The sequence below is a fragment of the Streptomyces sp. NPDC059455 genome (genome assembly GCF_042750115.1).
Taxonomy (GTDB): Bacteria; Actinomycetota; Actinomycetes; order Streptomycetales; family Streptomycetaceae; genus Streptomyces; species Streptomyces endocoffeicus.
The window spans coordinates 1-6,869 of sequence record NZ_JBHYVB010000181.1; the positions used below are offsets into that span (position 1 = coordinate 1).

5 protein-coding genes are annotated in these 6,869 nt (G+C 70.5%); 3 read left to right on the forward strand and 2 right to left on the reverse strand.

Features of this window, described 5'->3' with window-relative positions; all coding sequences use genetic code 11:
- Window positions 1-115: 115 nt before the first annotated feature.
- Window positions 116-1,216, reverse strand: a complete 1,101-nt coding sequence (locus tag ACFXB5_RS41275) for a helix-turn-helix transcriptional regulator (protein ID WP_385218530.1) — start codon at window positions 1,214-1,216, stop codon at window positions 116-118.
- Window positions 1,216-2,085 (reverse strand): DUF4097 domain-containing protein, encoded by an 870-nt coding sequence (locus tag ACFXB5_RS41280; protein ID WP_385218532.1) that lies wholly within the window; start codon window positions 2,083-2,085, stop codon window positions 1,216-1,218. Before ACFXB5_RS41280 ends, ACFXB5_RS41275 begins: the two co-directional genes overlap by 1 nt.
- A 393-nt stretch (window positions 2,086-2,478) precedes the next feature.
- Here ACFXB5_RS41280 and ACFXB5_RS41285 point away from each other — a divergent pair, with 393 nt between their 5' ends.
- From ACFXB5_RS41285 to ACFXB5_RS41295, 3 genes are all read left to right on the forward strand, one after another.
- On the forward strand, window positions 2,479-5,325 hold the full coding sequence (locus tag ACFXB5_RS41285; protein WP_385218534.1) for an AMP-binding protein: 2,847 nt from the start codon (window positions 2,479-2,481) through the stop codon (window positions 5,323-5,325).
- 102 nt (window positions 5,326-5,427) lie between these two features.
- Complete coding sequence (locus ACFXB5_RS41290) at window positions 5,428-6,351, forward strand: NAD-dependent epimerase/dehydratase family protein (RefSeq protein ID WP_385218536.1); 924 nt, start codon at window positions 5,428-5,430, stop codon at window positions 6,349-6,351.
- 37 nt (window positions 6,352-6,388) lie between these two features.
- Window positions 6,389-6,787 carry a nuclear transport factor 2 family protein gene (locus ACFXB5_RS41295; RefSeq protein WP_385218537.1) on the forward strand — a complete coding sequence of 133 codons (399 nt, stop codon included), beginning with the start codon at window positions 6,389-6,391 and terminating at the stop codon, window positions 6,785-6,787.
- The last annotated feature ends 82 nt before the right edge of the window (window positions 6,788-6,869 follow it).

Here is a 6,869-nt window from a genome sequence, read left to right on the forward strand (position 1 = left end):
GCCCCACCACGCGGCGGAGCCGGTCCGGGGTCTGGGGCGGAGCCCCAGTTTCGGGAAGGGGCGGGGAGGGGAGGGGAACAGCCCGCCGCAGGCGTCACCACCCGCCGGACATCCCCTACGCCCGATCCCCCCGCAGCAGCCCGCTGATCCGCGCCGCGGCCGCCCCCAGATGGCGGCGGGCCTCGGCCAGCTGCGCGTCCGTCACCCCGTGGTCGCGGGACGCGTCGCGAACGTCGTCCCGGAACCGGTCGAGCAGCCGCTCCAGGTCGCGGGCGGGGGCGCCGGAGGGGGCGAAGTCCCTGGCCCACTCGGGCTCCCGCACCCCGGCCGAGCCGCCGCCACTGTCCTCAGCGGTCGGCTCACCGTCCTCAGCGGTCGGCTCCTCCTCGCGGTCGCCCTCCGGCTTCGTCATGTCCACCCGCTCGACCCTGACATCCGGCCCGGACGTCTCGTCGTCCCAGCCCCAGCCCCAGTCCGAGCGCGAGGTGCCCGGCCGGGAGATCCGGCCCATACCGCGTGACACCTCGGCCAGCCCCTCGCGCACCGCCCGCTGCCAGTCGCCCGCCCGGATGTGCTCCTGCGTCTGCTCCTGGACCCGCCGGGCGATCCGCTGGACCTCCTCGCGCGCGAAGTCCTGCGCGTCCCTGGCCTGCTTACGGGCGCGCTGGGCGTCCTGGCGGGCCCGCCGGCTCTCCTCCTTGGCCCGGCGCGCCTGCTCCTTCCACTCCTCCTTCGCGCGCCGCATCTCCTCCTTCGCCTGCCGCCAGGTCTCCTTGTCGCCCCACGCCCCCTCCCACGGGGCCTGCTTGTCCTGGGCGCCGCCGGAGGCGCGGGCCTGTTGGGCCGCCTCGCGCATCTCCCGCCGCAGATCGCTCGCGGAGCCGCGGACGTCCTCCCGGATCTCGGCGGCGAGTTCGGCGACCGACTCGCGGATCTCCAGCTCCAGATCGGCCAGCTCACCGCTGCGGTCGGCCAGTTCGGCACGCCCGGCGTCGGTGATGGAGTAGACCTTGCGGCCGCCCTCGGTGGTGTGGGTGACCAGCCCCTCGGCCTCCAGCTTGGCCAGCCGCGGGTAGACGGTGCCGGCCGAGGGCGCGTACAGTCCCTGGAACCGCTCCTCCAGCAGGCGGATGACCTCATAGCCGTGGCGCGGCGCCTCGTCGAGCAGCTTGAGCAGATACAGGCGCAGTCGGCCGTGGGCGAATACGGGGGGCATCAGAGGACCTTTCCCTGGGTGCCGTCGGTGGTGTCCGTGTCCGTGTCCGTGTCGTCCTCGGACGGCGGACGGCGCAGCAGCGCGATGGCGCCCGAGACGGTGGTGGCCTTGAGGCTGCCATTGCCCGTGCCGAGCCGGCCGGTGATCCTCTTGGCGCCCCACTGGCCGGTGACCCGCAGATCGTCGAAGCCGTTGGAGACCGAGCCGCTGGCCGTGTTGGCCTCCACCTCCGCGTCGGTGGGGTGCGGCAGCCGGATGGCGATCTCACCGGAGACGGTGGTGAGGCAGACGTCGGAGCACTTGGGGGCGGGCGCCAGGTCGAGCACCATGTCGCCACTGACCGACTCGGCCCGCACCGAGGGCCCGGAGCCCTCGATCACGGTGAGGTCGCCGGAGACGGAGTGGAACCGCAGATCGCCGGTGACGGCCTGGGCCTCGACCCGGCCGGATACGGTGTCGGCCTGGACCGAGCCGGTCAGCCCGAGCAGGGTGAAGTCGCCGGAGACACCGCGCAGTTCGGCACGGCCGGACAGTCCGGAGACCACGGCGGAGCCCCCGACCACGCCGACGGTGGCGCTGGTGCCGATAGGCACGGTAAGGGTGATATGGGCGGTGCGGGTGTAGTGCCCGAGCCACTTGCGGAAGCCCTTCCGGGGGAGGTCGTCGTAGCCGACGCTCAGGGTGCCGTCGATGTGGGTGACCTTCAGCGGCGGGCCGTCGATCTCCGAGACCTCGAGGCGGGCGGGGCCGGGGGCGGCGCCGACGACATTGACCGTGCCGCCCGCGATCTGGATGTCGAGCGCGGACACCGGGTCGTCGAGGGTGAGCTTCTGTGGCGCGTTGATCGACCACTGTGATCGGGCTGACATCCCTGGCCTCCCCTGGCTGGACGTGCGACGCGCCATCTGGACGCAACATATCGTGTCTCCTGCGCAACACGATATATCGCGGACGCGCGGAGTCAAGCCCGGCCCCGCCCTGGTCCGGCCCTGATGCGGCCCCGATCCGACCCCGATGCCGCGGCCCTCATCCGGCCTCGATCCGGTCCCGCGTCCGTGCACAATCGGACGAGGAGGTGGAAGATGCATGGCGCAGCCATCGTTTCTCTGTGGGCTGAATCGCACTTTTTGAAGAAACTCCTCCGGCCTGGGAATTTCCGCTAGAGCTTCGCTAGAGTCCTGGTAGAGCGTCATGGAGACATATGTTCGGGACTGTTACCTTCGTGGCCTCAGAATCGGGAAGGAAGAGGGGCCGTGGGGGGAATGAGGTCACAACCCTTGAATACCTCGGTATCACAGGAGGACGCGGAGCCGAACTCGGTTGCCCGGCTGTTGTTGCGGGCGGCGCGCGACCATGCCCATTCGGGGGTGCGCTATCTGGTCGGCCCCACCGCGGGTGAATCCGTGCGGCAGCCTTATCCGGAACTTCTGGAATCGGCGCTCGGGCTTCTCTCCGCACTCCGCGACCGGGGATTGCGGCCGAAGGACAAGGTGGCCCTGCTGCTGGACCGCCAGCCGGAATTCCTGACCGTCCTCTGGGCCTGTCTGCTGGGCGGCTTCGTGCCCTGCCCGATGGTGCCGATCTCCGGCGACCCGGCCCGCTGGGCCGCCCAACTCACCCACGTCAACCAGCTGTTGGACGGCCCGCTGCTGGTGACCACCGAGGCGACGCGGGCCGAGCTGCCCGAGGTGTCCGGGCTCGCGGTGGCCGTCGTGGAGGAGTTGCGGGAGGCCGAGGGCGCCTCCGGCGCCGAGCGCGGGCAGTCGCCGGCCGTGCATTCCGCGGCCCCGGACGACCTCGCCCTGCTGGTGCTGACCTCCGGTTCCACCGGGAATTCCAAAGCGGTCATGCTGACCCATGGAAATATCCTGGCGTCGATGGCCGGTAAGGCGGGAAAGCAGCGGCTCACGGCCGCCGACACCACCTTCAACTGGATTTCCTACGACCATGTGGCCGCGCTTCTGGAAGCGCATATGCTGCCGCTGTACGTAGGCGCCGAGCAATTGCATGCGGAAGCCGCGGTCATTCTCGAGGAACCGCTGCTGTTTCTGCGGATAATATCCCGCCACAAAGTCACGATGACCTTTACGCCGAACTTCCTCCTCGGCCCGCTCAATTCCTCCGTCCATGAGATAGCGGAGGAGATATCGGCGGGCGGTGAAGGGCTCGATCTGAGTGCGCTGCGCCATATCGTCAGCGGCGGTGAGGCGAATGTCGTCGCGACCGGCGAGGCATTCCTGGCGCATTACGCCCCGTACGGTCTGCGGGAGGCCGCGCTCTGGCCCGCCTTCGGCATGACGGAGACCTGTGCGGGCAGCATCTACAACCGCGCGTTCCCGGCCACCGACGCGGGCCAGGAGTTCGCCAACCTCGGCACCCCCGTCGAGGGGCTGCGGATCCGGGTCGCCGACGACGACCACCGGGCACTGCCCGCGGGCGAGATCGGCGAGCTGCAGCTCAGCGGCCCGATGATCACCCCCGGCTACTACAACAACGACGAGGCCACCGAGGAAGCCTTCACCCCCGACGGCTGGTTCCGCAGCGGCGACCTGGGCCGGATCGACGAGGGTCGGCTGACCCGCGTCGGCCGCAGCAAGGACAGCGTCATCGTCAATGGCGTCAACTACTTCAGCCATGAGATAGAGGCCGCCCTGGAGCAGCTCGACGACGTCGCGGGCGGCTATGTCGCGGCGTTCCCGACCCGCCGCCCCGGCAGCGACACCGAGCAGCTGGTCATCGCCGTCAGCCCCGAAGTGGCGGACGACGACGAGGCCGGGCTGCACCGCATGATCACCGCGGTGCGCTCCACCGTCGTGATCCACTGGGGCTTCCGGCCCTTCCTCATCCTGCCGCTGCCCAAGGACGCCTTCCCCAAGACCAGCCTCGGCAAGACGCTGCGCCGCCGGATGCGCCGGCGCCTGGAGTCCGGCGGATACGACGACGTCATCGAGCGGGTCGCGGAGCTGACCACCCGCCGGCTCGGCGGCCACACTCCGCCCGAGGGCGAGACCGAGCGGATCCTCGCCGAGATCTACGCCGAGATGTTCGACACCACCCCGGAGCGGATCAGCGCCACCGCGAGCTTCTTCGACCTGGGCGGCACCTCGCTGGACATCTTGCGGCTGCGGCGCCAGGTCCACCGGCGCCTGGGCGTCGCGGACCTGCCGGTCATCGCGGTGCTCACGGCGCCGTCGGTACGGCAGCTCGCCACCCGGCTCGACGGCGGCGGCGCGCCCGGCGCCGCGGTGTACGACCCGGTCGTACCGCTCCAGACCGGCGGCGAGAAGACCCCGCTGTTCTGCGTCCACCCCGGCGTCGGCGAGGTCCTGGTCTTCGTCAACCTCGCCAAGTACTTCGTCGGCGACCGGCCGTTCCACGCGCTGCGCGCCCGGGGCTTCAACGAGGGCGAGAAGCCCTTCACCAGCTTCGAGGAGATGGTGGAGTGCTATGTGGAGGCCATCCGCGCCCGCCAGCCGCACGGCCCCTACGCCGTCGCCGGATACTCCTACGGCGGCGCCGTGGCCTTCGAGATCGCCAAGGCGCTCGAGGCCCAGGGCGAACGGGTCGACTTCGTCGGCAGCTTCAACCTTCCGCCGCACATCAAGTACCGCATGGACGAGCTCGACTTCATCGAGACCGCGACCAACCTCGCCTTCTTCCTCGACCTGATCAACAAGAAGCAGTCGCTCGACCTCCCCGCCGAACTGCGCCCGCTGTCCCAGGAGGAGCAGCTCGCGCATCTGCTGCGGATCGCCCCGCCGGCCCGGCTGGACGAACTCGACCTGGACCTGGACAAGTTCACCGCCTGGGCGGAGCTGGCCCATGGCCTCACCACCCTGGGCCGCGACTACCACCCCAGCGGCACCACCCGGTCCATGACGGTCTTCTACGCGATCCCGCTGCGCGGCACCAAGGAGGACTGGCTGGCGAACGAGCTGCGCCGGTGGGACGACTACACCACCGAGCCCAACCGGTATCTGGACGTACCCGGTGAGCACTACACACTGATGGGCCCGCGGCATGTCGCGGCCTTCCAGGCGGTTCTGCGCAGGGAACTCGACCGTGCGCTGGACGACACCGACCGGGCCCGGACCGCGGACCGGTCGTAGGTCCGTAAGGGCCAGGCACAAGGACCCGACAGGGCCAGGCACAAGGACCCGACAGGGCCGGGCACAGGACCCGACAGGGCCAGGCACAAGGAGAAGAGCAGGGTGGAAGGCAAGAAGATCCTGGTCACCGGCGGCACCGGACAGGTCGCCCGGCCGGTGGCCGAGGCGCTGGCCGGGCGCAACGAGGTGTGGTGCCTGGGCCGGTTCGGCACCCCCGGTGTCGAGAAGGAGCTGAACGACCAGGGGATCACCACATTCCACTGGGACATGAACGATCCGCGCGAGGCGGCGTACGAGGGGCTGCCCGACGACTTCACCCATGTCTTCCACTCGGCGGTGCGCCGCGGTGAGGATGGCGACGTCAACGCGGCCATCGAGGTCAACTCGGTGGCCACCGGCCGGCTGATGTCCCACTGCCGGACGGCGGAGGCGTTCCTCTTCGTCTCCACCGGGGCGCTCTACAAGCGGCAGACCCTCGACCACGCGTACACCGAGGACGACCCCGTGGACGGGGTGGCCGACTGGCTGCCCGCCTACCCGGTGGGCAAGATCGCCGCGGAGGGCGCGGCACGGGCGTTCGCCCAGGTGCTGAACCTGCCGACGACCATCGCCCGGCTCAACATCGCCTACGGCCCCGGCGGCTACGGCGGGGTGCCGATGCTCTACTTCAAGCGGATGCTCGCGGGCGAGCCGATACCGGTGCCCATGGAGGGCCAGAACTGGTGCTCCCTCCTCCACACCGACGATCTCATCGCCCATGTCCCCCATCTGTGGCAGGCGGCGTCGACCCCGGCCACGCTGGTCAACTGGGGCGGGGACGAGGCGGTCGGGATGACCGACTGCGTGCGCCACCTGGAGGAGCTCACCGGGGTCACCGCCCGGCTCGTCCCGAGCGAGGTCACCCGGGAGACGTACCACTTCGACCCCACGAAGCGGCGGGAGCTCACCGGCCCCTGCCGGGTGCCGTGGCGCGAGGGCGTACGGCGTACGCTCCAGGCGCTCCACCCCGAACACCTTCCGTCTTGAGCCGCGGCACACCGCCGTCTGAGGAGTGGCGACCACCATGGCATCACCGAACATCGAGGCCATCCGCGCCTGCTACGCGGGTTTCCGCGACCGCGACATCGAGGGGATCCTCTCGGGCATGCACCCCGATGTGGAGTGGGTGCATCCGGAGGGGATGGCCAAGTACGGGCTCGGCGGCACCAAGCTGGGCCATGCCGGGATCAAGGAGTTCCTCGCCCATGTGCCGACGGTGCTGGGCGGGATGAAGCTCGCGCCGGAGGAGTTCATCGAACAGGGCGACCGGGTCGTGGTCTTCGGCACCCGCGAGGTGACCTCGCGGAGCGGCAGGACCGTGACGCTGGACTTCGTCCACTCGTGGACGATGCGGGACGGCAGGGCGACGAGGATGGAGGACATCTTCGACACCGTGGCGTTCCACGAACTGATCGAGAGCTGACCGGAATCGCATACAGGCCGGGGGGGGGGGGGGGGGCGCGGCGCCGCGGGCGCGGCGCGGGGGGCGCGCGCGCGCGCGCTGA